Origin of the sequence: Streptomyces sp. NPDC085866 (genome assembly GCF_044541035.1) — a bacterium.
Taxonomy (GTDB): Bacteria; Actinomycetota; Actinomycetes; order Streptomycetales; family Streptomycetaceae; genus Streptomyces.
The window spans coordinates 221,161-247,171 of sequence record NZ_JBITSQ010000002.1 but is presented as its reverse complement, the minus strand read 5'-3'; the positions used below and the strand labels follow the sequence as shown (position 1 = coordinate 247,171).

Sequence of the window (26,011 nt, the reverse complement as noted above, 5' to 3'; positions counted from 1 at the left end):
ACTCTCCGGCCGGGCGCCGTCGACCCGCTCAGTGGGCCGTCCATCCGCCGTCCAGCACCAGCGACGTGCCGGTGACGAAGGACGCGTGCGGGCTGCACAGGTAGGTCACGGCCTCGGCGACCTCCTCCGGTTCGATGAGCCGCTGGACGGCGCTGTCCTTGAGCAGGATGTCGGACAGGACGCGTTCTTCGGGGATGCCGTGCGCCTGGGCCTGGTCGGCGATCTGCTTCTCGACCAGTGGGGTGCGCACATAGGCCGGGTTCACACAGTTCGAGGTCACACCGTGGGGGGCGCCCTCCAGAGCGGCCGTCTTGGAGAGGCCTTCGAGTCCGTGTTTGGCGGCCACATAGGCGGCCTTGAAGGCCGAGGCGCGCAGTCCGTGGACGGAGGACACGTTGACGATCCGGCCCCAGCCCTGCGCGTACATGTGCGGGAGGGCGCCGCGGATGAGCCGGAACGGCGCCTCCAGCATCACGGTCAGCACCGTGTGGAAGACGTCGGGCGGGAACTGTTCGATGGGGCGCACCAGCTGCAGCCCGGCGTTGTTGACCAGGACGTCGGTGCCGGCGGCGGCGTTTTCGGCGGCGTCCAGGTCGGTGAGGTCCAGGACGTGTGGTTCGACGGTGCCCGTCAGGTCCCGGGCCCGGTCGGCGAGTGCCTCCAGGCCGGCGGCGTCCCGGTCGACGGCTCTCACCTTGGCCCCGGCGGCCGCCAGCCGCAGTGCGCAGGCGCCGCCGATGCCGCCGGCGGCGCCGGTGACGAGGGCGGTACGGCCGCCGAGGTCGAGCGAGGGGGCGTGGGGGCCGGGCAGGGCGCTGGGCTGGGTCATGTGCCGACCCTAAGCAGCACCCCAGCCCGGCCACATGTGGTCACACCCCATACTTCATTCGAAACTCGTAGGGTCGAACCATGTGGGTTCATCCGACAGCGCCTGCTTGATCCGGACCAGCTGGTGTTCGTCCATCGGCGGCAGCGCATCCACCTCGAACCAACCGACGTCCACCGACTCGTCGTCGTTGACCCTCGCCTCGCCGCCGACGGCCCGGCAGCGGAAGGTGATGTCCATGAACTGGCAGATGTCGCCGTTGTTGTAGGTGATCCGCTCGCCGGACTTCACCATGACGATCCGTTCCGCTACGCACCGTACGGCCGACTCCTCGTACACCTCGCGCACGGCGGCGGCGGCCGGCTGCTCACCGGGCTCCGGGATGCCGGAGAGCAACGCCCACTTGTGGTTGTCCGCGCGCTGCCCCAGCAGGATCCTGCCCTGGTCGTCGAAGACGACGGCGCTGACTCCGGGGAGCCACAGCAGTTGGTGGCCGGCGGAGGCCCTGATCGTGCGGATGAAGTCGGGAATAGCCATGGAACCGACCCTAACGGGCCGGTTCCCTCGACCCGGAGGGTTCCCCGGGCGTACGGCGGGCGTACGGCTAGGCGTCACCCGAGCGCCGGGCACGTATCCCGGACCCGATCGCCCAGCCGAGACCGCCCGCGGCGACCAGTACCAGGGCGATCTCCGGCAGGATGCCCAGCCTGGTCGCGGGCGTCTCGGAGGTGCGCAGCGGGACCTTCTGGACGAGGTAGGCGGGCACGAACATGCCGGTCTTCTGGGTGATCTTCCCGTCCGGCATGATGATCGCGCTGACGCCGCTGGTCACCGGCACGGTCACGGTCCTGCTGTGCTCGACGGCGCGGATGCGGGACATGGCGAGCTGCTGGTAGGTCATCTCGCTGCGGTCGAAGGTGGCGTTGTTGCTGGGCACGGAGATCATCTCCGCGCCGTGCGTGACGGTGTCCCGCACGGCCCAGTCGAAGGCGGCCTCGTAGCAGGTGGCGAGGCCGACCTTGGCGCCGTCGATGTCGAACACGCCCGGCTTGCTGCCCCGGCTGAAGTCCTGGCGGACCATGCTGGTCCAGTTCTTGTTGATCGCGCCGACGAGCCCGCGCAGCGGAAGGTACTCGCCGAACGGCTGCACCTGTCGCTTGTCGTAGGTCTGGGTCGGCCCCTTGGCCGGGTCCCACAGAATCTGCTCGTTGAGCAGCCTGCCGTCCTTCTCGACGACTCCGCCGACCGAGATGGGCACCCCGACGGCCCTGGCGGCACTGTCGATGACGGCGGCCGCGTCGGAGTTGGTGAAGGGGTCGATGTCGGAGGAGTTCTCCGGCCACAGCACGTAGTCGGGCTTGGCGACCTTGCCCGCCTTGATGTCGGCGGCGAGCCTGAGGGTCTCGCGCGCGTGGTAGTCGAGGACGGCCCGCCGCTGGGCGCTGAACTCCAGCCCGGCGCGGGGCACATTGCCCTGGATGACCGCGACGGTCGCGGTGCCGTCCTCGGCCTTGTCGCTCACCAGCGGCCGCGCGGCGACCGCTCCCGCCACCGGTACGGCGACGCTCAGCAGCGCGACGGCCGCGGCCCCGCGCCGGAGGGTCCGGGTGCGGCGCCGCTCGGCGATCAGGCGCCCCGCCTCGTACAGACCGAAGCCGCACAGGACCACCGCGAACCCGAGCACCGGGGTGCCGCCCACCGCGGCGAGCGGCAGGAAGACGCCGTCGGCCTGGCCGAAGGCGATCTTGCCCCAGGGGAAACCGCGGAAGGGCACGCGCGCGCGTACCGCCTCGCCCGCGATCCACACGGCGGCCGCCCACACCGGCCAGGCAGGCAGCTTGGCCACCGCGGCGACACCGACGCCGACGAGGGCGACGAAGACCGCCTCGATGGCGACCAGCGCGAGCCAGGGGCCGGGGCCGACCTCCACGCCGGTCCACACGAGCAGCGGCAGGAGGAAGCCGAGTCCGAAGAGGTAGCCGAGGCCGAGCGCCGCCTTCCAGGTGCGGCCGCGCAGTACCCAGGCGAAGCCGGCGAAGGCGGGCAGGGCCAGCCACCACAGCGGGCGCGGCGGGAAGCTGACGTAGAGCAGCACTCCGCAGAGCGCGGAGGCGACGGCCGGGACCAGGCGCAGCAGTCGGCGGCCGCGCGCGCTCGGCGCGGGGGACGGCTGGAGGCCGGACTGGTCCACGGAAGTTGCGGTGACGGTCACCCGGGGAGTGTACGGCGGTTGACGTTGCCGCCGACAGCACGGGCTGGTGCGAGCGGTGCCCCCACCTGCACCGCGCCGGAATCACGACGTTCCTGCGCTGCTCGTGCCCAAATCGGTCATCAGCCGTTACGGTGTGCCCGAGCCTCAGCGGTGCGGCCGGTCCCGGTGCGTGCGGCCGGGGCCTGCCACAGGTCGGGGGACCGGGGTGCGAGGGGCTACGGGTGGGGTCGACGGGGACGAGGTCCGCGACCGGTGCGGACGCTTACAGAGACAGACGAAACGTTTCTGACGGGGCGGGCATGATCCTGCTGGGAGCGTGCGCCGCCTGGTCGCTGATCACGGCGGCGGCCCACGACGGGCGGCCCGAAGGGGTGCTGCTCGCGGTGCTCGCCGTGATCGCCGGTTATGCCGCGGGCCGGATCTCCGGGGCGCTGCTTCCGGTGGCCGCGCCCTGCGCAGGTGCGGCGGCGGGACTCGCGCTGGCCGTGGTCCTGCCCGACCTCTCCCCCGGCCCCCGGTACGCCGCCCCGCTCGGGCACGCCGGGGCCGCGGCCGCCGTGCTGGCGCTGGCCACGGGTGCGGCGTGCTGTGCCGCCTGGGCCGCGCGCGGGCCAGGGTTGCGGCTCGGGCTGCGGCTGCTCGCCGCCGGGATCGCGTTGACCGGGGCCGCCATGGGCTCGGCCATCGGCTGCGCGGCCAGTGCCGCGGTTCTGCTGTGCTCGATCGCCGCGGGCTCGATGCCCCGCCGGGGCGTCGGAATCGCGGGGCTTGCGCTCGCGGCGGCCCTGGTGGCGGGGACGATCTGGGCGGTCGCCGCCGGTGCCCTGCCCGAGGCGCTGGAGAGCCGGTTCGCCCCGCACCGGGTCCAGCTGTGGCAGGACGCGCTGCGACTGGCCCGCCGGGACACAGGGCTGGGCATCGGCCCCGGCCGCTTCGGCGAGCTGAGCGGCACCGCGCCACAGTCCGTCCTGCCCGACGACAGACCGCACTCGGCCCTGCTCCAGCAGGCGGCCGAACAGGGCCTCGTCGGGGTGCTCCTGCTGGCCGCCGGATTCGGCTGGGCCCTCTACGCCCTGTGGCGCACCCCCCGCTCCACACCGATCGCCCTCACCGCGGGCGCGGCTCTCACCGCCCTGGCCGCGATCGCCTCCGTCGGCAACGCGCTGAGCTTCACCACGGTGACCGCGGGCGCGGGCCTGCTGGCGGGGTGGGCCACGGCACGGCCGTGGGCGGGCGACAGCACGGAGCTGTAGCGAGGCACTTAGGCCCAGCGCGGGGGCGCGGCGTCCGGCGAGGGCAGCGGCTGGTGCGCGCGAGGGCAGCCTCCGACTCGAAGCGGCCCCCGTGTCCGAAAGAACCCGGCGGACCACCGCTCTCAGCCCAGCCGGTCCTTGACGGCCCACACCCCCGCCTCCGCGCGCTCAGGCGCCGAGCCGGAGCACAGCGTTCGGCGAACACGGGCGCAGCGTCCGATGTCTGCGAGGCAGCATCCGACTCGAAGCGAGCTGGGTTTCCGAACGAGCCGGGCGGCCCGCCGCCTCCGCGCGCTCAGGCGTAGAGCGGGAGCGCGGCGTCCGGCGCACTCGAAGCGATCTCTGTTCCCGAACGAGCCGGGCGGACCGCCGCCTCCGCGCGCTCAGGCACAGGTCGGGAGTCTGGCGTCCGGCGCGCGCGAGCAAGCGTCCGACGTCGGCCAGGCAGCCTCCGACTCGAAGCGGCCCCCGTGCCCGAAAGAACCCGGCGGACCGCCGCTCTCAGCTCGCGCCCCCAGGCGTCATCGTCCGCAGCCGGTCCCTGATGGCCCGGACCGCTGCCTCCGCGTTGTCCACGGTGATCGTGAAGGTGTGGCCGTCCCACAGGCGCAGCACGATGCCCTCGCCCCGGCGGACGACGACCGCGGTGCCCTTCTCGGGGCGCCAGCGGTAGCCCCAGCCGCCCCAGTGGCGCGGGGTGACATGGGCGGTGAAGTCGGCGCCGGCGACCTGGGAGAGCGGGATGCGGCGGCGCGGCACGCCGATGTGACCGCAGCGCACCTCGACGCACTCCTTGTCGAGCTTGAGGTCGACGTGCACGAAGGCGAGCGTGCCAAAGAGGACCAGCAGACCCGCGGCGATGCAGCCCACGACGGACATCACCAGCGGGGCGACGCCGGAGGTCCAGGCCGAGTCCACGGCCAGCTCGATGCCGAGCGCCATGCAGGCCGCGCCGCCCAGTGCCAGCAGCCACTGCACCCGGTTGGTGGCACGCCCGGTCCACACGTCGGGGTGCGAGGTGTCCTCGGCGTCGCGGTTCTCCCTCATGTTTACGAGGTTACTCAGGTTTCGCTCCGCGGGTACCGGCGTGCGGAGGGTGACTGTTCCGGGCGGCGCGCCCGGTGGGGGCGGCCGCCCCAGGTCACCGCCGGTCGGCGAGCGGTCCGGCGGCGGGCAGCAGCCGTCCTTCGGCGTAGTGCAGCGCGGCCGCGGGCAGCCCGCCCTCGCGGCCGCTCAGCAGCACCGTCAACGTGCCCTCGGCCGGGGCCTCGGGGGCGGGCTGTTCGCCGAGGCGCCGCAGGGCCTGGGCGGCCACGGCACCGGCGGAGCCGTGCAGCACGAGCGGAGCGGCACCGGGGCGCTGGACGGCGGCGCGGATACGTTCCGCCACCAGCTCGTAGTGGGTGCAGCCCAGGACGACGGTCGTCACGTCCTGCGGGGTCAGCGCGGCCGCGGTGGCGATCGCCACCTCGATGGCCGCCTCGTCCGCGTGCTCCACGGCCTCCGCGAGGCCCCAACAGGGCACCTCGGTGACCCGGACGCCGTCGGCGAAGTCCTCGATGAGACCGCGCTGGTAGGGGCTGCCGGTGGTGGCGGGCGTGGCCCAGATGGCGACGGGGCCGCCGCCGGCGGCGGCCGGCTTGATCGCCGGGACCGTGCCGATCACCGGGACGCCGGGCTCCAGGCGCGCGCGCAGGGCGGGCAGGGCGTGCACGGTGGCGGTGTTGCAGCCGATGATCAGGACGTCGGGCCGGCGGGCCGCGGCGGCCTCGGCGACGGCCAGGGCACGCTGGGTGAGGTCCTCGGTCGTGCGCGGCCCCCAGGGCATGCCGTCGGGGTCGAGGGAGAGGACGAGATCCGCGTCGGGGCGCAGGCGCCGTACCGCAGCGGTGGCCGCCAGCAGGCCGATTCCGGAGTCCATGAGCGCGATCTTCACCCGGCCACGATAGACGATGCGACCTTGCGAGCCGGCCCGGTGGGGCAGACTGCGCCCGTGAGCACGATCGTGTGGACCACCGTCGTATCCCTCGCCGCCTGGTGCTGGCTGCTGCTCTGCCAGGGCTTCTTCTGGCGCACGGACGTCCGGCTGCCCCCGCGCCGGGAACCTGACGTGTGGCCGTCGGTCTGTGTGGTCGTACCGGCCCGTGACGAGGCCGACGTGCTGCCCGCGAGCCTGCCTTCCCTGCTCGCGCAGGACTATCCGGGGCGGGCGGAGGTCTTCCTCGTGGACGACGGGAGCACGGACGGCACCGGGGAGCTGGCCCGCGAGCTGTCGCGGCGGCACGGCGGGCTGCCGCTCACGGTGGACTCCCCCGGTGAGCCGCCCGCGGGCTGGACGGGCAAGCTGTGGGCGGTGCGGCACGGCATCGGCCTCGCACGCGCGCGTGACCCCGAATATCTGCTCCTGACGGACGCGGACATCGCACACGCGCCGGACAGCCTGCGGGAGCTGGTGGCGGCGGCCCGCACCGGGGGGTTCGACGTGGTGTCGCAGATGGCGCGGCTGCGGGTGGAGAGCCTGTGGGAACGCCTCGTGGTCCCGGCCTTCGTCTACTTCTTCGCGCAGCTGTATCCCTTCCGGTGGATCGGCCTGCAGGGGGCGCGGACGGCGGCGGCCGCCGGCGGCTGTGTCCTGCTGCGCGCGGACACGGCCGAGAAGGCACGGATCCCGGACGCCATCCGGCACGCCGTCATCGATGACGTCGCCCTCGCGCGCGCGGTGAAGGGCACCGGCGGCCACATCTGGCTCGGGCTGGCCGACCGGGTGGACAGCGTCCGTCCCTATCCGCGGCTGCACGGCCTGTGGCGGATGGTCTCGCGCAGCGCGTACGCCCAGCTGCGGCACAACCCGCTGCTGCTGCTCGGCACGGTCGCCGGGCTCGCCCTGGTGTACCTGGTGCCGCCCGCGGCCGTGGTGGCCGGCGCGGTCACGGGCAGTGCGGCGACGGCGGCCGTGGGCGCGGCCGCGTGGGCGGTGATGACGGGGACGTACGTGCCGATGCTCCGTTACTACCGGCAGCCGCTGTGGCCGGCACCGCTGCTGCCCTTCACCGCGTTCCTCTACCTCCTCATGACGGTCGACTCCGCCGTACAGCACTACCGGGGGCGCGGGGCGGCCTGGAAGGGCCGCACATACGCGCGTCCGGACGCAGTGCCCGACGAGGGCTGAAATAGGGCTACTTGCGCCCCGGTGTCCAGTTCATACCCCACCCGTAGGCACGGTCCATGGTCCGCTGCGGGCTCACTCCGCGCTCCGGCACCAGGTAGCGCGCCTCGCGCTGGACGACGAGGTCGCCGCCGGTGTTGGTGATCAGGGCGAGTGCGCACACCGTCGAGGGGACCGTGCACTCGTCCAGCGAGAAGTCGATCGGGGCGCCGTGCTGGGGCTGGAGGGTGACCGTGGCGTGCAGGTCGGCGAAGGAGGTCGCACCTTCGTAGATGGTGACGAAGACCAGGATGCGCCGGAAGTCCTGTTTGTGGTCGAGGTTGACGGTGAGGTTCTCACCGCTCGCCACGGCGCCCGTACGGTCGTCGCCGTCGAGATGGATGTACGGCGGCCGGTTCAGGGACCCGAAGGCGTTGCCGAGAGCCTGCACGACGCCCTTGCGGCCGTCGGCGAGTTCGTACAGGGCGCACAGGTCGAGGTCGAGGTCCCCCTGGCCACCGCCCCATCGGCCGCCCCAGCCAGGGAACTGCTTGCGCACCTGCCAGTTGAGGTTGACCCGCATGGCACCGGAGGTGCCGCCCTGCTTGGCCAGGGAGACGGAGGGGGCCGCCTTGGTGAGGGTGACCTTGGAGAGGCGGACCGGCGCGGCCGCAGGGGTCGCCGGGAGCGGTGGCAGGGGCACGGGAGCACTGGTCGGCGGTGGCAGGGGCACGGGAGCACTGGTCGGCGGTGGCAGGGGCACGGGAGCGCCGGTCGGCGGTGGCAGGGGCACGGGAGCGCCGGTCGGCGGTGGCAGGGGCACGGGAGCGCCGGTCGGCGGTGGCAGGGGCACCGCAGGCGGGACCGGCTGCGCGGCGGGGCGTGCGGGAGGCGGTGCGGCTGCCGTGTGCGGCGGCGCGGTGTGCTGCGGCTCGTCGACGGTGATGCCGAAGTCGGTTGCCAGGCCTTCGAGTCCGCTGCTGTACCCCTGGCCGACGGCACGGAACTTCCAGCCGCCCTGACGGCGATAGAACTCGCCGAGCACGAAGGCCGTCTCCACGGTCGCGCCGGGGCTGTCGAAGCGGGCGACCGCACCGCCGGCGGTGTCGGTCACTTCGATGTAGAGGTCCGGGACCTGCCCGAACGTCCCGCCGTCCGCGGAGGCCGCGAGGACGACCCGCTCGATCCCGCTCTCCACGCGCGCGAGGTCCACGAAGAGGGTGTCGGTGACGCGCCCGCCCGCCGTCCGCTTGCCCTCGTGACGGACCGCACCGGAGGGGTGCGCGGGCTGGTTGTAGAAGACGAAGTCCCCGTCGGAGCGGACCTTTCCGGCCGCGAGCAACAGCGCCGAGGCGTCCGCGTCGGGCACGCCGGGTCCGGAGCGCCAGCCCAATTCGACGCGCAGGACCGCGGTCGGCACCGGCGCATTCGATCCTTTCGGCATTGACATGTCCGCCCCCATCACGTGTCTGCGTCCCGGACGTGCCCGGGCTCCCGCGATCACCCCTACCCACCCAACCTATTCCCGGGGACAGGGAAATCCCACGACCAGCACAGGAAGATCGCCGGTCAACCGCCGGTAACCCGACAGGAGCTCGGCATTTACACGATCCAAACGTTGAACGGCGTCCATTTTTGCCAAGTTCGCTCGGATTGGGGATCCCGAGTCACTGCCGACACGGAAAACAACCCTCTTATCGGTCTCCCCAACCAGCACATCGTGGGCTTAACTTATGTGCCATGACCTCCCCCCGCTCCACCTATGGCGGCGGCTACTACTCCGCCTCCTTCCCGGACACCCCGATCTACGACTCGCTCGTGGCCGAGCGGGGCACCCCGCAGATCGCCCCGATCCGGGTCCCCGCCGCGTACGACACGGGCAGCAACCTGCCCGCGCTCCCGTCGGCGCTGCCTGCCCTCCCGGCGGCCCCGTCCCCACAGGTCCCCGCCTACGGCTATCCGCAGGTCCAGCCCGCCCCGCTGCAGCACGCGCCCACGGCGTACATCCCGCAGCAGGCGAGCGCGCCCCGCGGCTACCCCGGCCCGCAGGCCCCGCAGCCGCCGCGTCCGATGGCGGGCGGCACGGGTTACGAGGCCATGCGCCCCGCCGCGCCGCGGCCCGCGCCGACTCCCTACCAGGACCCGTACAACAACCAGCAGTACCGCGGCTACTGACCGGCACACCCCGGCTGTCGGTGCCACCTGGCACGATGGCGTCATGGGGAACGCCGAACTGCAGTCGATCCACGTCCATCCGGTCAAGGCGTTCCGGGGTGTCGCGCCCCGGGAAGCCGTGGTGGAGCCCTGGGGGCTGGCCGGAGACCGGCGCTGGGCTCTGATCGACGACGGGGGAAAGGTCGTCACACAGCGCGAGGAGCCGCGCCTCGCACTGGCCGCCGCCGAGCCGATGCCCGGCGGCGGCGTTCGCCTGTCCGCGCCCGGTCAGGAGCCGCTCACGGTCCTCGTCCCGGAGCCGGGGGCGACGGTGCCGACGCACGTCTTCGGCACGAAGGTGGAGGCGGTCCTCGCCTCCGACGCGGCTCACGACTGGTGTTCCGCCTATCTCGGTACCGATGTCCGTCTGGCCCACATGGACGATCCCGCCACCCGGCGTCCGGTCGACCCGGAGTACGCACTGCCGGGCGAGACGGTGAGCTTCGCCGACGGCTACCCCCTGCTGGTGACCACCGTCGCCTCCCTCGACGCCCTGAACTCCCTCATAGCCCAGGGCGATGGCGCCGCCGAGGGTCCGCTGCCCATGAACCGGTTCCGGCCCAACGTGGTCGTCGCGGGCACCGAGCCCTGGGCCGAGGACGACTGGGCGCGGATCGCCATCGGTGAGGTGGCCTTCCGGGTCGCCAAGGCCTCCGGGCGCTGCGTCGTGACCACGACCGACCAGGACACCGCCGTACGCGGCCGTGAGCCCCTGCGCACGCTCGCGCGGCACCGCAGGTTCGGCACGCGGCTGCTCTTCGGCCAGAACCTGGTGGCTCTCACGCCCGGCATCATCCGGATCGGGGACCCGGTGCGGGTACTCACGTAGCGAAACGGCTCGGCGGGCGGGGAACCCAAGGGCGGGGCCCGGTCGTTGAGACGACGTGAGAATTGCGTGACAGGCTCCGGGCCTGGAGTGATCTCGCTCTCTCTCGGCCCGGGCCGGGGGTGAGCGGATCCGTCGGGGGTTGTCACGGAGCGGAGGGGGTGGGGGGACGTGCGAGCAATCCGCGGCCTGTGGCGCTGGCGGCGCAATCCGCTGCGCCGTGCGACCGACGTGGCCGAGGCCTGGGTGGCCCTCGTGGCGCTGGTGCTGGTCTCCGTGGCCGCACCCGTGATCGGCTTCCTGGTCGGCATGGCCGCGCAGGAATCCCTGCAGCGGTCCGTGCGGGAGCAGCAGCACTCCCGCCACCTCGTCACGGCCACCGTGGTCCGCGGGCTGGGCAGCGCCCCGATGGAGACCGACCCCGACACCGGCACGGCACACGACGCCCGCAGCCGGGTCCTCGCCGACTGGACGGCACCGGACGGCACCCGGCAGCACGGAGCTGCGCTGGCGAACCTCAAGTCCCCGCACGGGGGCGACCACTTCAGGCTCTGGACGGATCCGCACGGCCGAATAACGACCCGCCCGCTGGACTCCCCCACGGCGACGACGCACGCGGTGCTCGCCGGATTCGGCGCGGCCCTGCTGACCGTGGGCCTGGTCGAGAGCGGCCGGCGGCTGATCGTCTGGCGCATGGTCCGCCGCCGTTACGCGCGTTGGGACCAGGCCTGGGACCGGGCGGGTCCGGACTGGGGCAAGGCGGGCACCGGCAGCTGACGGCCTTTCCGGCTCTGGTCAACCCACCACCCGCGCGCACGCTACGGTGGACCGGCCGACTCGCTTTCGGCATCAAACCCGCGTACTACGAGGTGGGGGCACAGCAACGCCATGGCACAGGGCACGGTCCAGGTGACGCACACCGGTACATCGCGGTGGCGGCGCCGCACGGGTGAGTACGCTTCGCTCGCCGCCGCCCTGGAGGCCGCCGCCGACGGTGACGTCCTCACCATCGCGCCCGGCACCTACCGGGAGAACCTCGTCGTCCAGCGGTCGGTGACCCTGCGCGGGCCGGAGGGCTCGCCGGGCTCGGTGCGGATCGCGCCCGTGGACGGGGTGCCGCTGACCGTGCGGGCCTCCGCGGTGGTGCAGGACCTGCACGTGGAGGGTCAGGACGCGGCAGCGCCCGCCCTGTTGGTGGAGGAAGGCACGCCCGAGCTGATGGACCTGCGGATCGTCACGCGGTCCGCCACGGGCATCGAGGTGCGGGGCGGGGCACGGCCGACCGTGCGGCGCTGCACCGTCGACAACCCGGCCGGCATCGGCATCGCCGTCCTCGACGGCGGTGGCGGGGTGTTCGAGGAGTGCGAGGTCGTCTCGGCCGGGCAGGCGGGCGTGGCGGTCCGCGGCGGTGCCCATCCCCGCCTGGAGCGGTGCCGGGTGCACCACGCCTCCGGCACCGGCCTGACCGCGACCGGGGAGAACTCCGCTCTGGAGGCCGTCGGTTGCGAGGTGTACGAGGTCCGGGGCTCCGGGGTGCAGGTCACCCAGCGGGCCACGGCGCACCTGACCGACTGCGACGTGCACCGCACCACGGCCGACGGTGTCACGCTCGACACGGACGCGGTGCTCACGCTCGCGGACTGCCGGATCCACGACATCCCGGAGAACGCGGTCGATCTGCGCTCCCGTTCGGTGCTCACGCTGACCCGGACAACAGTGCGTCAGTTCGGGCGCAACGGCCTGTCGGTGTGGGACCCGGGCACCCGGGTGGACGCCAACCAGTGCGAGATCTTCGACAGCACCGGCGACTACCCGGCGGTGTGGGTGAGCGACGGCGCCACCGCGGTGCTCGAGTCCTGCCGGGTGCACGACGTGCCGGACGCGCTGTTCGTGCTGGACCGCGGCTCGCGCGCGGACGTCGTGGACAGCGACCTGTCCCAGGTGCGCAACACGGCCGTGTCGGTGAGCGACGGCGCGACCGCGCAGCTCGACGACTGCCGGATCCGGGAGGCGGCCACCGGCGCCTGGTTCCGCGACCACGGCAGCGGCGGAACGCTCAACAACTGCACCCTGGACGGCACGCAGACCGGCGTGATCGTGACCAAGGGCGCCGACCCGACCATCGAGCGGTGCACGGTCGACTCGCCCGCCGAGGCGGGTTTCTACGTGTCCGCCGGCGGCCGGGGCAGCTTCCTGAACTGCCGGGTCAGCGGCAGCGGCGGCTACGGCTTCCATGTGATCGACGGCTGCCGTACGACGCTGCGCAAGTGCCGCACGGAGCGGTGTGCGCGCGGCGGTTACGAGTTCGCCGACGCGGGGCCGGACGCGGCCGGGACGGGCCCCGTCGTGGAGGACTGCACCAGCGACGAGAGCGGCAGCCTCAGGCCGTCGGCGGCCCGCGAGACGGCCGTACAGACCTCCTCGCCCTCGCCCGGGCTGCTCGGCGCGATCCCCGGGCAGCGCACCACGGAGCAGGAGCCGCTCGTCGCCGCGTCCGAGCCGGAGCAGCCGGCCCGGACGTCGAAGGCCGTGCTCGGTGAACTGGACGCGCTGGTGGGCCTGGAGAGCGTCAAGCGCGAGGTGCGGGCGCTGACCGACATGATCGAGGTGGGCCGGCGGCGGCAGCAGGCGGGTCTGAAGGCGGCCTCGGTCAAGCGGCACCTCGTCTTCACCGGCTCCCCCGGCACCGGCAAGACGACGGTCGCCCGGCTGTACGGCGAGATCCTCGCCTCCCTCGGGGTGCTGGAGAAGGGCCACCTGGTCGAGGTGTCCCGGGTCGACCTGGTCGGCGAGCACATCGGCTCCACCGCGATCCGCACCCAGGAGGCCTTCGAGCGGGCGCGCGGCGGTGTGCTGTTCATCGACGAGGCCTACGCGCTGTCCCCGGAGGACGCCGGGCGGGACTTCGGCAAGGAGGCCATCGACACGCTGGTGAAGCTGATGGAGGACCACCGGGACGCGGTGGTGGTGATCGTCGCCGGCTACACGGCCGAGATGGAGCGCTTCCTTTCCGTCAACCCCGGTGTCGCCTCCCGCTTCTCCCGGACCATCACCTTCAGCGACTACGGCCCCGACGAACTGCTCAGGATCGTCGAGCAGCAGGCCGACGAGCACGAGTACCGGCTGGCGCCGGGCGCTTCGGAGGCCCTCCTGAAGTACTTCACGGCGATCCCGAAGGGCCCCGCGTTCGGCAACGGCCGTACCGCGCGCCAGACCTTCGAGGCGATGGTGGAACGGCACGCGAGCCGTGTCGCGCAGCTGGAGGACCCCAGCACCGACGATCTGACCCTGCTCTACGCGGAGGACCTGCCGGAGCTGCCCTGAAGGCTCACTCCGGCGCCCCCGGTACCAGGCGCTGACCCGGGAGGTCGGGGTGCAGGCGGGCCAGCAGCCGGGCCCTCTCCCGCGCGAAGGCCGGGTCCGCCTGGTAGTCGGAGTGGCCGAGGATCGGGGCCGGCAGCGGTTGCCGGGGAGTGCGGCCGTAGACGAGCGGGTCCTTCAGAGGCTGGTGGTCGACCTCCGGGCCGCAGTCGCCGGGGAGCCGGACCGGGCCGCCGATGGGGTCGGTGCGGCGGTGGAGGTTGCGCCAGCAGGCGACATCGCCGTGCAGGGCGGCCAGGGCCCGCGGGCCGAAGTGAGCCGGGAACCAGCGGCCGTACAGGCGCTCCAGCGGGGAGCCGTAGGTGAGCAGGGCGACCCGCTTGCGTTCGGACGGGGTCAGCTGCCAGGCCGCGGCTGCGGCCAGGACGCTGCCCTGGGAGTGGCCGGAGAGGACCAGGCGGCCGCCGGTGTGCCGGGTCCAGGTCGCCATCCGCCAGGTCAGGTCCGGCACCGCGCGCTCGGCGTAGCAGGGCGGGGCGAAGGGATGGGCGGCGCGCGGCCAGAAGGTGCCGACGTCCCACAGGATGCCGATGGTGCGGCGGGCGGAGGCGTCCCGGTAGGCGCGCCGGGCCCAGGTGACGAACAGGACGAAGCCCACCCCGACCAGCCAGGAGCCGAGCGTCTGCGAGGTCTCGGCCACGGCCTGGACGACGTCCCAGGACCGCCGGGCGGCGCCCTCGGGTGGCTCTCCGGTGGCCAGGGCGCCGGCCAGCGCGACGGCGCCGATCAGCAAGGTGGTGGCGGCGAGTACGGCGACGACCAGCGGTGCCCGGTCGGTCAGGGCGGCCATGGCGCGGGCCTGGGCGATGGCGCGGGTGCGTGACGGGTCCTCGGGCTCGCCGGGGTGCTCGTCGCGTACACGGTCGCGTTCGATGCGGGCGAGCCGTGCGGTGCGCAGGGCCAGGTGGGCACCGACGGCGAGCAGCACCGCGAGGATCGGCGGGATCGCGGACGCCTGCCAGGTCAGCAGCACCGGTGGCCCGTCGAGCAGGGCCCGGGTGCCGTCCAGCCAGTCGGCGACCCGCTGCGCGACGCCGCCGGACATCACGCCGCCCAGCGCGCAGGCGAGCAGCGCGACCGCGGGGCCGCCGAGGCCGCGCATCCCGGCGCGTGGGTCCGGGTGCCGGCGGTACAGGTCGTGGGCGACGACGGCGAGGACGACGACGAGCAGGCCCTGGGCCAGCATCAGGGCGCCGAAGGCCGGGTCCCCGGGCAGCCGCCCGGCGGACCGCCAGCCGGGGCGGGACCAGCCGGCGTACAGCACGGTGAGCAACAGCAGGCCGAGGGCGCCGAGCGGCAGGCGGCGTACGAGGTGGCGGTCGAGCTGCTGGTCGAGGCGGTTCTCACTGCGGCCCCGGCGGCAGACCACACCCACCACGGCGGCCGCCCAGCCGAGCAGGGCCGCGGCGAGGATCCAGCCGAGGCCGTCCAGGGCCACGGGGCCGCCGGAGCGGTGGTCGAAGCGGGCCGCGGGTGTGAGTACGGCTGCGGCGACGGTGAGCAGGCCCGCCGCGGTGTGGGCCGCGCGCAGCCGGGCGACCAGCCGTCGGCCGTACCAGAAGCCGGGCCGGGCCAGGGCGCTGTCGTCGGTCTCCGGCTCGAGGTCGCGGGACATCGGCCGGTGGGACTCGTAGGCGCTCCAGGTGCGGTGCGAGAGGTACCAGAGCAGGGCGGTGAGCGCGGCCGGGACCGACGCGGCCAGGGCCAGCCGGCGGCCGGGCAGGCTCCACCAGCCGTCACCGGAGGCAGCGGGTGAGAGGAAGCCGAGCCAGGAGTGGCGCTGGGCGCAGGCGGCGACGCCCGCGCATTGCCAGGCCACCAGGTCGAGGGCGACCTCGCAGGCCGCGGCCACCAGCAGCATCGTGAGGGTGAGGGCGGCCAGTCGCACGAGGAGGCCGTGGAGCCGCACGGTGCGTCCGCGGCCGGTGGCGGCGGGGCGCATCCAGTGGGCGAGGTTGACCACCATGAACGGCAGTAACAGGAGCCATAAGGCGCGGCTGCCGTCGCCGGAGGTGAGGTTGCACCAGACGTACGCCTCCTGCACCGGCTCGCTCTCCGGCCCTTGCCCGGCCGGGGCGTCCGCGGTGTGATCGGCGCGCCGGAAGACCGCGGCGGTGTCGTCGCCGGTGATCCGGACGGTGCGCGGGTCGCCGAGCATCTTCTCCGGGGTGGTGCCGCCGACTCCGTGCACCAGGAGTTCCAGCTCGGGCTCCGCCTCCGTGACCTGCGCGGTGGGCTGGTCCGTCTCCCGCGCAGCAACGCGTTCTCCCGCACGTTCCACTGTTCTCGCACTTCCCCCGTGACGCGCCTCATGGCATGTGTCCGTGCGCGCATCAGGATCTCCGTTTCGGGGGCGTCGTACACCTCTCGTCACGGAATCTCCCCGATCCGTGTGACTACAGGTGGGAGTCGTGAGGCCCGGTTGTGCCCGAATGACATGAGCGCGCCGTAACGGGTAGTGGCGCAACCGGTACCCTCCCGTGAAAAGATGGGATCGCCGCGCACCGAAGACGGATGGAACGTCCAGCTCGGAGCAGGTGCGGCGGGCGTGTCGGACGGATTGCGGCGAAAGGACCGGAGCGTACGTGAGTGAGAATCAGAACCTCCTCGCGGAGCAGCGCCGCGCCCTGATCGTGGACGAGGTCCGGCGCCGGGGCGGTGTGCGGGTCAATGAACTGACCCGCAAGCTCGGTGTGTCGGACATGACCGTGCGCCGCGATCTCGACGCGCTGGCCCGCCAGGGCGTGCTGGAGAAGGTGCACGGCGGCGCGGTCCCGGTGGTCGAGGCGAGCACCCATGAGCCGGGCTTCGAGGCCAAGTCGGGTCTGGAGCTGTCGGCCAAGGAGGACATCGCGCGGGCCGCCGCCCGGCTGGTCACCCCGGGTACGGCGATCGCCCTGTCCGGCGGCACGACGACCTACGCGCTCGCCCAGCACCTGCTGGAGGTGCCCGATCTGACCGTGGTGACGAACTCGGTGCGGGTCGCGGACGTCTTCCACGCGGCGCAGCGCACCTCGGGACAGCGGCAGGGCGCGGCGACGGTGGTGCTGACCGGCGGGGTGCGCACTCCGTCCGACTCGCTGGTGGGCCCGGTGGCCGACCAGGCGATCGCCGCCCTCCACTTCGACCTGCTCTTCCTCGGGGTGCACGGGATATCGGTCGAGGCGGGTCTGTCGACGCCGAACCTCGCGGAGGCCGAGACCAACCGACGGCTGGTGCAGTCGGCACGCCGGGTCGTCGTGGTGGCCGACCACACCAAGTGGGGCACGGTGGGCCTCAGTTCGTTCGCCGCGCTGGAGCAGGTGGACACGCTGGTCACGGACGCGGGCCTGCCCACCGACGCGCGGGCGGAGATCTCCGAGCACCTGAGGCGGCTGGTGGTGGCGGGCGAACCGGAAGAGGACGAGGACATCTGACAGGGCGTCAGCTAGGCTGCCCGGTGCAACGCCCCGCTTTCCCGAGGGACTTCACGAGGGGGTACGTCACCATGGCTCACCGTCTGCGCCCGGTGGAGTTCGACTTCGTCGAGACCGCCCCCGTGCGGCTCGTGTTCACCCGGGACGTCGTGGCCGCTCCCGACGCGGTCTTCCGCGCGCTCGCCGAGGACGTGCCCGGCTGGCCGGAGTGGTTCTCGGCGGTGTCCTCGGCCCGGCCGACCGAGGGCGGGCGCGAGGTGCGGCTCCGGGGCGGCATCCGTTTCGGGGAGTCGGTGCTGGTGGCGAAGGCGCCCGAGGTGTACGCCTACCGCGTCGACGTGACCAACACCCCGGGAGCCCGCGCCTGGATCGAGGAGTGGCGGCTCACCCCGGCCGGCACCGGGACCCGGGTCCGGATGACCTTCGCCCTGGACGGTACGGCCGCGTTCCGCCTGGGGTGCCGCCTCGCCCGCCCGGGGGTGGGCCGCGCGTTCCGGGACGCCGTCACGGCACTGGACCGGCGACTGGGCGGGTGACCCGCACCCCCTGACCTCCCCCACTTCCCGCGATCGGCACGGAGAGCGAGCGGTTCGCCGCGCCCCGGCCCGGCAGTCCACGGATGCGACCAGTGCGCGCGGCACCCATGCTGGAGAGGGCCGTGCAATCCGGACAAGCGTGAGGGATTCCGTCATGACTGCCCAGCCCGCCATCGGCGACGTCGTTCTGGAGCCCGCCTCCCAGGAACTGGCCGACGCCACCTCTCAGCCGCCGTTCCTGTACGAGATCGGCGTGGAGAAGGCCCGCAAGGTGCTCGACGACATCCAGGCGCAACCGATCGAGAAGCTCCCCGTCGACGAGGAGTGGGTCACCGTGCCCTTCGACGTCGACGGCGTGCGGGCCCGCGTCGTACGGCCGCCGGGCGTGGCAGAGCCGCTGCCTGTGGTGCTGTACATGCACGGGGGCGGCTGGATCCTCGGCAACGCGGGCACCCACGACCGGCTGGTGCGCGAACTCGCGGTCGGAGCCCGGGCCGCCGTCGTCTTCGTCGAGTACACGCGCTCGCCCGAGGCGCAGTACCCGGTGGCCCTGGAGCAGGGTTACGCGACCGCCCAGTGGATCGTCCATCACGGCGCCCCACGCGGGCTCGACGCCTCCCGGCTGGCGGTGGCGGGCGACTCGGTGGGCGGGAACATGACCGCGGCCCTGACTCTGCTGGCCAAGGAGCGCGGCGATTTCCGCTTCGTCCACCAGTCGCTCTACTACCCCGTCACGGACGCCGGGATGGACACGCCCTCCTACCGGCAGTTCGCCCAGGGCTACTTCCTCACCGCCAAGGCGATGGAGTGGTTCTGGGACGCCTATGTGCCGGAGGCCTCCCAGCGCTCGGCGATCACGGTCTCACCGCTGCGGGCGAGCCCGGAGCAACTGGCCGGGCTGCCGCCCGCGTACGTGGTCGTCGACGAGGCCGACGTACTGCGCGACGAGGGCGAGGCCTACGCGGCCCGGCTCCGGGCCGCGGGCGTGCCGGTCACGACGGTCCGCTACGCCGGGATCACGCACGACTTCATGATGCTGAACCCGCTCAGCGGCACGCAGGCCGCCCGTGCGGCCGTGGCCCAGGCCGTCGCGGTGCTGCGCAAGGCCCTCGGGACTGCGGAGTGGTAGGACGCGAAGGACCGGCTCAGTCCGGCCACACGCCCGTCGCCAGCAGGGACTCGATCGCCTCCGTGTACGGGGCGATGTCCAGGCCCTGCTCCTCGAGCCAGGTGTCCGAGTAGTACTTGTCGAGGTAGCGGTCCCCCGGGTCGCACAGGAGGGTGACCACACTGCCCGTGCGGCCCTCGGCCACCATCTCGGAGACGATCTTCAGCGCGCTCCACAGGCCCGTGCCCGTCGAACCGCCCGCCTTGCGGCCGATGGCCCGCTCCAGGGCGCGCACGGCCGCCACGCTGGCCGCGTCCGGGACCTTCATCATCCGGTCGATGGCACCGGGCACGAAGCTCGGCTCCATGCGCGGCCGGCCGATGCCCTCGATCCGGGAGCCGCAGTCGCACGTGACATCCGGATCACCGGTGGTCCAGCCCTCGAAGAAACAGGAGTTGTCCGGGTCGGCCACGCAGATACGGGTGTCGAACTGCATGTAGTGGACGTAGCGCGCGAGGGTCGCCGAGGTGCCGCCGGTGCCGGCCGTGGCCACGATCCAGGCCGGCTCCGGGAACCGCTCCAACTCCAGCTGACGGAAGATGGATTCGGCGATGTTGTTGTTGCCGCGCCAGTCGGTGGCCCGCTCGGCGTAGGTGAACTGGTCCATGTAGTGGCCGCCGGTCTCCACCGCGAGGCGGGCGGACTCCTCGTACATCTTCCGGGAGTCGTCCACGAAGTGGCACTGTCCGCCGTGGAACTCGATCAGACGGCACTTCTCGGCGCTCGTCGTGCGCGGCATGACCGCGATGAAGGGCACGCCGATCAGCTTGGCGAAGTAGGCCTCGGAGACGGCCGTCGAGCCGCTGGACGCCTCGATCACCGGGCGGCCCGGGCGGATCCAGCCATTGCACAGACCGTAGAGGAACAGGGAGCGGGCCAGCCGGTGCTTGAGACTGCCGGTGGGGTGGGTCGACTCGTCCTTGAGGTACAGGTCGATGCCCCACCGCTCGGGGAGCGGGAACTTGAGGAGGTGCGTGTCGGCCGAGCGCTGGTTGTCGGCCTGGACCTTGCGGACGGCTTCTTTGAGCCAGTCGCGGTAGGCGGCGTCGCTGCGGTCGACGTCGAGGGTGGCGCCGGTCCGGGTCTGTGGGGTGGTGCTCACGGCGGGGCTCCTTAGGCTGGGCACCGACAGCGCTTCGCGCGGCCGACACCTCGATCATAAGCACCTTCCACACCACTCCTCACCTGCATAAACGCATCTTTGAGCCACCCAAAGACAGGCTGGGGCACACCCGTGCGCGGCACTCGGGGGGCGCATTGGCGCGAGTGCTCCGACGCCTGTCGCACGCGCCACCTGCGTACTGGTGCTCCGGGCCGCATCGGGGCAGACTGCACCGGACGGGACGATCGTCCCGAACAGGGGCGCACACCGGATCGACAGGGCCGGTACGGCCCCGGGGCGGTACGACCGGACACGGGCCGGATCCGGACCCACGCGGGCCGGGTTCCGGCGAGCGACGCACAAGGGGGCGGCGAAGGATGGCGGAGCCGGAGTTCACGGCCACGGGCGTGCGGATAGGCAAGCGGATGCGTTCGCTCACCCGGGCCGGAAAGGTCCGGATCAGCGACGGCAGGGTGGAGTTGCTCAACAGCTACGGCAGCGAGATCGACAGCGCACCCGTGCAGGCGGTGCGCGCCTCCAAGCCGTGGTTCGCACCCGAGGACCGGGCGCTGGCGGACCTCAACGGCAACCGGTACCTGCTGACGCTGGGCGAACAGGACCCAGCACCGGGCGAACCGGGGCCACCCGCGGCGCGGCGGTTCATCGAGGCGGTGCGCCGGGCGGCCGGACGCGGCACCTGAGCCCGGTCCGACCTGCGCCTGACCTGCGTCCGGTCGCTGCGAGTTGCGGGAGCGCACGCGCTGCGTCACGCTGGTCTCACGTCACTCTGGGTTTACCGGCGATAACGCTGCGAACCAGCCCGCCGGCCACGACAGCAGGCGGACGTTTGGACGCAAGCACCCTGCTGGATCCGTTGTTCTCCGTGTTCCTCCGGTTCCTCCGGACCTCACATCGGGGAGTCGCAGCCGTGATCAGTCATCCAAGCAGGCACTGCACGGTGGAGCTCCAAGCCCTGCCGTCGCGGATCGGCCAGGTCCGCAGAATCGTATCTGCACAGTTGCGCTACTGGCATTTGGACCCGTTGATAGACCGGGCCGCGCTCGGTGTGACCGAGTTGCTCAGCAACGTCCACCGGCATGCCCGGCCCGACAAGTCGTGCACCGTCGAACTGGAACTTCTGGTCGACCGGCTCACGGTCTCGGTGCGCGATCACGATCCGCGCCTCCCGGTGGTGGCCGACGCGACGGACGTCACGCCCCTGGCCACCTGTGGGCGGGGCCTGGCGATGGTGGCCGCGGTGAGCGAGAGCTGGGGGGCACGCCCGGACGGCGACAACGGCAAGGTCGTGTGGTTCACGCTGCCCGCGCCGTCCACGGCCCAGCGGCAGCCGGCCCGCTCGCCCCGCCCCGTGGCCGAGCCACAGCCGGTACCGCGGCTCACCGAGGTGCAGCCGGCACCGGCACCGGTCGCCGCTGCTCCGACCCCCGTGGTGGCCCACGCCTCGGCCGCGGCACCCGCTCCCGCCCGGGCGGCCGTCCCCGGCTGACCGGGCGGCGAGTCGGTCACCCGCCGCGGTGGCCTCCGCCGCACTTCCGCAGGCAGGCGTCGCACGGCGTCTCACTCGGTGGCGATCGCGCGCAGTACGTCCAGGCGGGCGGCTCGACGGGCCGGGCGCAGGCCCGCAAGGACGCCTGCCGCCAGGCCGACCAGGACGACCACGGCGAGCCGGACGGGTGGGAGGGCGAAGGCGAACGCGGTGTCGCTCGCGCCGTCCGAGGCCTTGACCAGGACCCAGCCCAGGAAGCTGCCGAGGGCGAGTCCGCCTGCCGTACCGAAGGCGGCGACCAGGACCGACTCCCAGCGGACCATGGCCCGCAGCTGGGCCCGGGTCTGCCCGACGGCCCGCAGCAGGCCCAGTTCCCGGGTGCGTTCGTGCAGGGCGAGGGTCAATGTGTTGGCGATGCCCAGCAGTGCGATGACCACCGCGAGGGCGAGCAGTGCGTAGACGAGCGTGAGCATCATGTCGATACCGCGGGCGGAGGACTGCGCGTACTCCTCCCGGGTCTGCACCTCGGGGTTGCCGTACCGGACGGCCACCTTCCGCACGGCCGCCTTGCCCGCGTCGGCGCTCACACCGTGCCGGAAGGTGACGGCGATCAGCGTGTCGGCGTCCTGGGTGCGGTGCGGTGCCCAGGCGGCGCGGGTGATGACGTAGTCGCCGGCGAGTTCGGACCGGCCGTAGACGGCACGGACGGTGAAGTTCTGCGTCCGTGCGTCGGTGAAGGTGAGCCGGGCCGTGTCACCGGTGTGCAGGCCTCGGCGGTCGGCCTCCGCACGGGTCAGCGCGATGCCGTCGGTGCCGAGGTCGCGCAGGGATCCGGTGACCGTGCCGAGGTCGAAGGTCCGGGCGAGCGCGACCGGGTCGGTCACGGTCAACGCCCGTCCCTTGCCGTCCACTTCGGCGACCCCGCGGCCCAGTCCCACGGCGGTGTCCACCTCGGGCAGCCGCTGCAGGGACGGGGCGAGCCGGGGGCTGAGCCCGCTGCCGCCCGCACCGAACGAGGGCGTGCTGACGGCGACGTCACCCGCGAAGGACCGGGACACCGTCTGGTCCATGGTGGCCTTCAGCGAGGCGCCGAACACGGTGAACAGGGACACGACGGCCACCCCGATCATCAGGGCGCTCGCGGTGGCGGCGGTCCGCTTCGGGGCGCGCAGGGCGTTGCGCCGGGCGAGGGCTCCGGTGACACCGCGGACCCGGTCCAGGGGTGCGCCGAGGAGTCGTACGGCCGTGGTGGCGGCGACGGGACCCAGCACCACGAAGGAGACCAGGGCCAGCAGCGCGCCGAGTCCGGCCGGCCACACGGACGGTGGGCCGAGGACACCGGTGAGGGCCGCCGCGACAGCCGCGGCACCGAGGACCGCTCCGGCGACCGCGCGGAGGCGGGACGCGCCGGAGGAGTCGACGGCGGTCTCGCGCAGCGCGGCCAGCGGGGCGGTGCGGCCGGCGCGCAGGGCGGGCAGCAGCGCGGAGCCCAGGCAGACCACGATGCCGACGGCGAGCGGCAGGACCATCGACAGCGTCTTGATCACCAGGTCGCCCTCGGGGAAGGGGAATCCGATCGCCGGGAACAGCGCCTGGAGCCCGGCGGCGATGCCGATCCCGCCCGCGAGCCCGGCGGCGGAGGCCGTGACGGCGACGACGCAGGCCTCAGCGAGCGCCGCGGCGGACACCTGGCGGCGGGAGGCGCCGAGGGCGCGCAACAGGGCGTTCTCACGGGTGCGCTGGGCGACCACGATCGCGAAGGTGTTGTGGATGGAGAAGGTGGCGACGAGCAGGGCGACGCCGGAGAAGACGAGCAGGAACGTCGTGAAGACCGTCAGGAACTGGCTGGAGATCATGTCGTTGTTCTCCTGCGCCGAGTCCTGGCCGGTGATGGCCTCGACTCCCTCGGGCAGTACGGGAGTCAGCCGCCGCACCAGTTCCCGCTGGCTCACTCCGGGGCCGGCCCGCACCTGGATGCTCGCCGCCCGGCCGGGCCGCGCGGTGAGGTACTTCTCGGCATCGGCCCGGGTCATGCCGGCGAAGGTCACCTGGGCCATGCCGTCCTGGCCGCCGAAGGTCGCGAGACCGACGACGGTCACCCTGACCGGGTCCGGGGTGCGCAGGGTGGTGGTGTCACCGATCTTCAGGCCGCCCTTCTTCGCGGCTCCCCGGTTGATCACGACTTCGCCGGAGCGCGCGGGGAGACGGCCCTCGGCGAGCTGGTACGGGTTGAGTTCCGGGTCGGTGATCCAGTTGCCGGCGAGGGTCGGCGGGCCCTGGCCGCCGACGGGTTCGCCGTCGGCGCCGACGAGTTGACCGGCGCCCTGGATGTTCGGTGCGGCGGCCGCCACGCCGGGGACCCGTTCGATGGTCCTGACCAGCGAGATGTCGACCGGCCGTCGTACGCCCTGGGCCTCGCCGGGTGTGGTGATGGCATCGGCGCCGCGTACGACGGCGTCCGTGCCGCTGGTGGCCTCGCCGAACATGGAGCCGAAGCCGGCGCGCAGCGTGTCGCCCATGACCAGGGTGCCGGCCAGGAAGGCGACACCGAGGAACACCGCGAGGAACGTGCCGGCGAAGCGCCGCCGGTGCCCGCGCAGCGCGGTGAGACCGAGCCGGAGCGAGGGGTTCATGAGCGCACCTCGAAGGCCTTCATGCGGTCCAGGACCTTGTCGGCGGTCGGGGACGCCATCCGGTCGACCAGCCGCCCGTCGGCGAGGAAGAGGACCTCGTCGGCGTGGGCGGCGGCGACCGGGTCGTGGGTGACCATGACGACCGTGCGGTCCATCTGCCGTACGGCGCGGCCCAGGAGGGCGAGGACCTCGCCGCCGGAGCGGGAGTCGAGGTTGCCGGTCGGCTCGTCGGCGAAGACGACGTCCGGGCGGCCCGCGAACGCCCGTGCCACGGCGACGCGTTGCTGCTGTCCGCCGGACAGCTCGGAGGGCCGGTGGTGCAGCCGCTCGCGCAGCCCGACGACGTCCACGAGCGCGTCGATCCACTCCCGGTCGCCCCGCTTCCCGGCGAGGTCAAGGGGCAGGGTGATGTTCTCCGCGACGGTCAGCGTCGGCACCAGGTTGAACGCCTGGAAGACGAAGCCGACCCGGTCGCGGCGCAGCAGGGTCAGGCGGCGGTCGTCCAGCGCGCCCAGCTCGGAGTCGCCGATGTGGGCGGTGCCCGAGGTGAGCGTGTCGAGGCCGGCCGCGCAGTGCATCAGCGTGGACTTGCCGGAGCCCGAAGGGCCCATGATCGCGGTGAAGCGGCCGGCGGGGAAGTCGACGTCCACGCCGTCCAGGGCTCGTACGGCGGTGTCTCCATCGCCGTACACCTTCACCGCGCCCGCCACGCGGGCCGCCGCGCGCAGGGCGGTCGTGGTCATACCGCACCGCCCTTGTCGATGCGGCCGAACTGCTCCTCCAGGACGGAGAGCCGGCGCCAGTACTCGTCCTCGTCGATCTCGCCGGAGGCGAAGCGGCGGCCGAGGACCGCGAGCGGCGAGTCGCCCGCCGGGCGTGCGCCGTCCATGGGCCGCCAGGGGCCGCCGCGGCCGCGCCGGACGGTGCGGCGCAGGAAGGTGACGGCGCCGGTCACGACGACCGCCCAGATCAGCGGGAAGAACAGGATCCACGGGCCGGGTCCGCCGTCCCAGTTCGCCAGGGTCTGCATGTCGGTTCGACTCCCTTGTCGGCAGGGTCTCGGGGTGATGCCACGAGACTCCCTCCGGCAGGGGGTCCGGGTCGTCGTGCGGCCGGCGGCAGTGCGCGTACCTCCGCGGGAGTACGCCGGTGGGACGCGGCTGCTCCTTGAGGACTCGCGAATTGTAACTACTAGTATGTACAGTGCTCTCATGAGCACCTCGGAACGACTGATCGAGTCCACCCGCGAGCTGCTGTGGGAGCGCGGCTACGTGGGCACGAGCCCCAAGGCGATCCTTGAGCGCGCCGGAGCCGGCCAGGGCAGCATGTACCACCACTTCAAGGGCAAGCCGGACCTGGCGCTGACGGCGATCCGACGCACCGCCGAGGAGCTGCGGGCGACCGCCGAGGGCGTGCTCGACGGGCCGGGTACACCGTACGAGCGCATCGAGGCGTATCTGCTGCGCGAGCGTGACGTGCTGCGCGGCTGTCCGATCGGCCGGCTGACCATGGATCCGGACGTGATCGCGAGCGACGAGCTGCGTGCGCCCGTGGACGAGACGATCGCGTGGATCCGCGGGCGGATCGCCGGGATCGTCGAAGAGGGCAAGCGGCAGGGGCAGTTCGCGCCCGGCCTGGACGGTGAGGAGATCGGCGCTGCCGTCCTCGCGACCGTGCAGGGCGGCTACGTACTCGCCCGTGCCTCCGGCTCCCCCGCCGCGTTCGACGCCGGCGTCCGTGGCCTGCTCTCCCTGCTCGCACCCCGAACTCCCTGACTGGAGAACCGATTTCC

General features: G+C 73.0%; 23 protein-coding genes. 12 read left to right on the top strand and 11 right to left on the bottom strand.

The features are described 5' to 3' along the window. Positions 1 to 28 precede the first annotated feature (28 nt). The 3 genes from ACIF83_RS04555 to lnt form a co-directional block, all read right to left on the bottom strand. Positions 29 to 829 (bottom strand): 3-hydroxybutyrate dehydrogenase, encoded by an 801-nt coding sequence (locus ACIF83_RS04555; protein WP_399723391.1) that lies wholly within the window; start codon positions 827 to 829, stop codon positions 29 to 31. A 54-nt stretch (positions 830 to 883) separates the two neighbouring features. Then, positions 884 to 1,363: an NUDIX domain-containing protein gene (locus ACIF83_RS04550; protein WP_393478739.1), complete on the bottom strand. Its 480-nt coding sequence runs from the start codon at positions 1,361 to 1,363 to the stop codon at positions 884 to 886. A gap of 67 nt (positions 1,364 to 1,430) precedes the next feature. Continuing rightward, positions 1,431 to 3,038, bottom strand: a complete 1,608-nt coding sequence (gene lnt / locus ACIF83_RS04545; protein WP_399723389.1) for an apolipoprotein N-acyltransferase — start codon at positions 3,036 to 3,038, stop codon at positions 1,431 to 1,433. A 299-nt stretch (positions 3,039 to 3,337) separates the two neighbouring features. On the opposite strand from lnt, the gene ACIF83_RS04540 reads away from it, so the two are divergent. Beyond that, entirely contained in the window at positions 3,338 to 4,291 is a 954-nt protein-coding gene (locus ACIF83_RS04540) for an O-antigen ligase family protein (RefSeq protein ID WP_393478733.1), read from the top strand. Between the two features lie 501 nt (positions 4,292 to 4,792). Here the strand turns inward: ACIF83_RS04540 and ACIF83_RS04535 are convergent. Then, positions 4,793 to 5,338, bottom strand: coding sequence for a hypothetical protein (locus ACIF83_RS04535; protein WP_393478730.1), 546 nt, complete (start codon positions 5,336 to 5,338; stop codon positions 4,793 to 4,795). A gap of 94 nt (positions 5,339 to 5,432) precedes the next feature. Continuing rightward, the gene (locus ACIF83_RS04530) at positions 5,433 to 6,227 is read right to left on the bottom strand and encodes a glutamate racemase (RefSeq protein WP_399723386.1); all 795 of its coding nucleotides are present in this window, start codon (positions 6,225 to 6,227) and stop codon (positions 5,433 to 5,435) included. Between the two features lie 57 nt (positions 6,228 to 6,284). On the opposite strand from ACIF83_RS04530, the gene ACIF83_RS04525 reads away from it, so the two are divergent. Then, on the top strand, positions 6,285 to 7,460 hold the full coding sequence (locus tag ACIF83_RS04525) for a glycosyltransferase (protein WP_399723384.1): 1,176 nt from the start codon (positions 6,285 to 6,287) through the stop codon (positions 7,458 to 7,460). Positions 7,461 to 7,467: 7 nt separating this feature from the next. On the opposite strand, the gene ACIF83_RS04520 is transcribed toward ACIF83_RS04525, so the two are convergent. Next, on the bottom strand, positions 7,468 to 8,880 hold the full coding sequence (locus ACIF83_RS04520) for a TerD family protein (RefSeq protein WP_399723382.1): 1,413 nt from the start codon (positions 8,878 to 8,880) through the stop codon (positions 7,468 to 7,470). A 296-nt stretch (positions 8,881 to 9,176) separates the two neighbouring features. Here ACIF83_RS04520 and ACIF83_RS04515 point away from each other — a divergent pair, with 296 nt between their 5' ends. The 4 genes from ACIF83_RS04515 to ACIF83_RS04500 all read left to right on the top strand — a co-directional run bounded on the left by ACIF83_RS04515 (position 9,177) and on the right by ACIF83_RS04500 (position 13,800). Further along, on the top strand, positions 9,177 to 9,611 hold the full coding sequence (locus ACIF83_RS04515) for a DUF6643 family protein (RefSeq protein WP_393478721.1): 435 nt from the start codon (positions 9,177 to 9,179) through the stop codon (positions 9,609 to 9,611). A gap of 43 nt (positions 9,612 to 9,654) precedes the next feature. Continuing rightward, positions 9,655 to 10,479: an MOSC domain-containing protein gene (locus ACIF83_RS04510; RefSeq protein WP_399723380.1), complete on the top strand. Its 825-nt coding sequence runs from the start codon at positions 9,655 to 9,657 to the stop codon at positions 10,477 to 10,479. Positions 10,480 to 10,647: 168 nt separating this feature from the next. Next, positions 10,648 to 11,253 (top strand): hypothetical protein, encoded by a 606-nt coding sequence (locus ACIF83_RS04505; RefSeq protein ID WP_393478716.1) that lies wholly within the window; start codon positions 10,648 to 10,650, stop codon positions 11,251 to 11,253. Positions 11,254 to 11,364: 111 nt separating this feature from the next. Further along, positions 11,365 to 13,800 (top strand): right-handed parallel beta-helix repeat-containing protein, encoded by a 2,436-nt coding sequence (locus ACIF83_RS04500; protein ID WP_393478714.1) that lies wholly within the window; start codon positions 11,365 to 11,367, stop codon positions 13,798 to 13,800. Positions 13,801 to 13,804: 4 nt separating this feature from the next. Here ACIF83_RS04500 and ACIF83_RS04495 read toward each other — a convergent pair whose 3' ends face one another. Further along, positions 13,805 to 16,138, bottom strand: a complete 2,334-nt coding sequence (locus ACIF83_RS04495) for a hypothetical protein (protein ID WP_399723377.1) — start codon at positions 16,136 to 16,138, stop codon at positions 13,805 to 13,807. A gap of 304 nt (positions 16,139 to 16,442) precedes the next feature. Between ACIF83_RS04495 and ACIF83_RS04490 the strand changes: the two genes are divergently transcribed. The 3 genes from ACIF83_RS04490 (at position 16,443) to ACIF83_RS04480 (ending at position 18,938) form a co-directional block, all read left to right on the top strand. Then, positions 16,443 to 17,273, top strand: a complete 831-nt coding sequence (locus ACIF83_RS04490; RefSeq protein ID WP_393478710.1) for a DeoR/GlpR family DNA-binding transcription regulator — start codon at positions 16,443 to 16,445, stop codon at positions 17,271 to 17,273. A 71-nt stretch (positions 17,274 to 17,344) separates the two neighbouring features. Further along, entirely contained in the window at positions 17,345 to 17,809 is a 465-nt protein-coding gene (locus ACIF83_RS04485; protein ID WP_393478708.1) for an SRPBCC family protein, read from the top strand. A gap of 172 nt (positions 17,810 to 17,981) precedes the next feature. Continuing rightward, positions 17,982 to 18,938 (top strand): alpha/beta hydrolase, encoded by a 957-nt coding sequence (locus ACIF83_RS04480; RefSeq protein ID WP_393478910.1) that lies wholly within the window; start codon positions 17,982 to 17,984, stop codon positions 18,936 to 18,938. A 16-nt stretch (positions 18,939 to 18,954) separates the two neighbouring features. Here the strand turns inward: ACIF83_RS04480 and ACIF83_RS04475 are convergent, their stop codons facing one another. Next, on the bottom strand, positions 18,955 to 20,079 hold the full coding sequence (locus tag ACIF83_RS04475; protein WP_393478706.1) for a PLP-dependent cysteine synthase family protein: 1,125 nt from the start codon (positions 20,077 to 20,079) through the stop codon (positions 18,955 to 18,957). 377 nt (positions 20,080 to 20,456) lie between these two features. Between ACIF83_RS04475 and ACIF83_RS04470 the strand changes: the two genes are divergently transcribed. Continuing rightward, the gene (locus ACIF83_RS04470) at positions 20,457 to 20,780 is read left to right on the top strand and encodes a hypothetical protein (RefSeq protein ID WP_145880253.1); all 324 of its coding nucleotides are present in this window, start codon (positions 20,457 to 20,459) and stop codon (positions 20,778 to 20,780) included. A 227-nt stretch (positions 20,781 to 21,007) separates the two neighbouring features. Then, complete coding sequence (locus tag ACIF83_RS04465) at positions 21,008 to 21,586, top strand: ATP-binding protein (protein ID WP_399723374.1); 579 nt, start codon at positions 21,008 to 21,010, stop codon at positions 21,584 to 21,586. A gap of 71 nt (positions 21,587 to 21,657) precedes the next feature. On the opposite strand, the gene ACIF83_RS04460 is transcribed toward ACIF83_RS04465, so the two are convergent. The 3 genes from ACIF83_RS04460 to ACIF83_RS04450 are packed head-to-tail and all read right to left on the bottom strand — an operon-like array spanning position 21,658 to position 25,249. After that, the gene (locus ACIF83_RS04460; RefSeq protein ID WP_399723372.1) at positions 21,658 to 24,219 is read right to left on the bottom strand and encodes an ABC transporter permease; all 2,562 of its coding nucleotides are present in this window, start codon (positions 24,217 to 24,219) and stop codon (positions 21,658 to 21,660) included. Beyond that, positions 24,216 to 24,962, bottom strand: a complete 747-nt coding sequence (locus ACIF83_RS04455) for an ABC transporter ATP-binding protein (RefSeq protein WP_399723370.1) — start codon at positions 24,960 to 24,962, stop codon at positions 24,216 to 24,218. The genes ACIF83_RS04460 and ACIF83_RS04455 overlap by 4 nt, the downstream gene beginning before the upstream one ends. Beyond that, positions 24,959 to 25,249: an SHOCT domain-containing protein gene (locus ACIF83_RS04450; RefSeq protein ID WP_393478699.1), complete on the bottom strand. Its 291-nt coding sequence runs from the start codon at positions 25,247 to 25,249 to the stop codon at positions 24,959 to 24,961. Before ACIF83_RS04450 ends, ACIF83_RS04455 begins: the two co-directional genes overlap by 4 nt. 181 nt (positions 25,250 to 25,430) lie before the next feature. Between ACIF83_RS04450 and ACIF83_RS04445 the strand changes: the two genes are divergently transcribed. Further along, positions 25,431 to 25,994 carry a TetR/AcrR family transcriptional regulator gene (locus tag ACIF83_RS04445; protein WP_399723368.1) on the top strand — a complete coding sequence of 188 codons (564 nt, stop codon included), beginning with the start codon at positions 25,431 to 25,433 and terminating at the stop codon, positions 25,992 to 25,994. Positions 25,995 to 26,011: the final 17 nt, after the last annotated feature.

Bases quoted from the DNA above. Each gene is read 5' to 3' on its own strand.
- ACIF83_RS04470 (WP_145880253.1), top strand. From the start codon at position 20,457: ATGGCGGAGCCGGAGTTCACGGCCACGGGCGTGCGGATAGGCAAGCGG.
- ACIF83_RS04535 (WP_393478730.1), bottom strand. From the start codon at position 5,338: ATGAGGGAGAACCGCGACGCCGAGGACACCTCGCACCCCGACGTGTGG.
- ACIF83_RS04485 (WP_393478708.1), top strand. From the start codon at position 17,345: ATGGCTCACCGTCTGCGCCCGGTGGAGTTCGACTTCGTCGAGACCGCC.
- ACIF83_RS04445 (WP_399723368.1), top strand. From the start codon at position 25,431: ATGAGCACCTCGGAACGACTGATCGAGTCCACCCGCGAGCTGCTGTGG.
- ACIF83_RS04510 (WP_399723380.1), top strand. From the start codon at position 9,655: ATGGGGAACGCCGAACTGCAGTCGATCCACGTCCATCCGGTCAAGGCG.
- ACIF83_RS04520 (WP_399723382.1), bottom strand. From the start codon at position 8,880: ATGCCGAAAGGATCGAATGCGCCGGTGCCGACCGCGGTCCTGCGCGTC.
- ACIF83_RS04550 (WP_393478739.1), bottom strand. From the start codon at position 1,363: ATGGCTATTCCCGACTTCATCCGCACGATCAGGGCCTCCGCCGGCCAC.
- ACIF83_RS04460 (WP_399723372.1), bottom strand. From the start codon at position 24,219: ATGAACCCCTCGCTCCGGCTCGGTCTCACCGCGCTGCGCGGGCACCGG.
- ACIF83_RS04500 (WP_393478714.1), top strand. From the start codon at position 11,365: ATGGCACAGGGCACGGTCCAGGTGACGCACACCGGTACATCGCGGTGG.
- ACIF83_RS04455 (WP_399723370.1), bottom strand. From the start codon at position 24,962: ATGACCACGACCGCCCTGCGCGCGGCGGCCCGCGTGGCGGGCGCGGTG.
- ACIF83_RS04540 (WP_393478733.1), top strand. From the start codon at position 3,338: ATGATCCTGCTGGGAGCGTGCGCCGCCTGGTCGCTGATCACGGCGGCG.
- ACIF83_RS04555 (WP_399723391.1), bottom strand. From the start codon at position 829: ATGACCCAGCCCAGCGCCCTGCCCGGCCCCCACGCCCCCTCGCTCGAC.
- ACIF83_RS04515 (WP_393478721.1), top strand. From the start codon at position 9,177: ATGACCTCCCCCCGCTCCACCTATGGCGGCGGCTACTACTCCGCCTCC.
- ACIF83_RS04450 (WP_393478699.1), bottom strand. From the start codon at position 25,249: ATGCAGACCCTGGCGAACTGGGACGGCGGACCCGGCCCGTGGATCCTG.